The sequence below is a fragment of the Mesorhizobium kowhaii genome, assembly GCF_042431665.1.
GTDB lineage: Bacteria > Pseudomonadota > Alphaproteobacteria > Rhizobiales > Rhizobiaceae > Mesorhizobium > Mesorhizobium kowhaii.
Genome location: NZ_JBHLYT010000202.1, coordinates 1 through 830, shown reverse-complemented (window position 1 = coordinate 830; position 830 = coordinate 1). Strand labels below are relative to the sequence as shown.

The following is an 830-nucleotide window of genomic DNA, read 5'->3' as shown; positions in this document are numbered from 1 at the left end:
CAGTCACACCTGATGATCATGTCTTGAAGGCAGACGACATCGGCCCAGGCTTTTCGCAGATATGGTGGAAAGAACTCAACGGCCACACATACCTCTACGCTGACACCAACAGCAATTTTGAACTCGACGGAACCGACCTGGTCGTCCAACTGGATGGTTCCATTCAGCTCACGAAGGGAGATTTTCTAGACGGCAATTTCAAGGTGATTGTCGGAACACCTGGTGACGACACGCCTCTGACACTGCCCGCCACGGATGGCGACGACATCATCTACTCGGTCGGCGGCAACGACACGGTCGACGGTCTCGGTGGCAGTGACCATATCTATGGCGGCGACGGAATCGATACGTTGAGTGGCGGCCTGGATGGCGACTATCTCTACGGCGAGGGCGACGACGACACCCTGAACGGAGACCAGGGCATAGACACGCTTGTTGGCGGGCTGGGTGCCGATAGGCTGCATGGTGGCGATGACGCTGACACCCTGGTCGGCGGTGTGGACGGGCTCGGGAATGGCGACACCGCGCTCAATATCCTGTTTGGCGATCTTGGGAATGACTTCCTCTACGGCGATGCCGGTCACGACGAACTCCATGGCGGCGGCGACGATGACGTGCTCGCCGGCAACGGCGGGGATGATGACCTTGCCGGCGATGATGGCGCGGACACGCTTTCCGGTGGCGCCGGTATCGATGACCTCAGCGGCGGTGCAGGCACCGATACGCTCGACGGCGGAGCTGGCGCCGACAATTTGAGCGGTGGCACGGAAGCCGACATCTTCCGCATCTTCACGGCCTCGGATTCGACGTTTGCCGAGCACGACACGATC

The 830-nt window shown here is 60.4% G+C and carries 1 protein-coding gene; it reads left to right on the top strand.

The annotated features are described in order from the left end of the window. Nucleotides 1–23: 23 nt before the first annotated feature. On the top strand, nt 24–830 hold an 807-nt coding region (locus tag ACFFNA_RS39365), incomplete at its 3' end, for a calcium-binding protein (protein WP_378925687.1).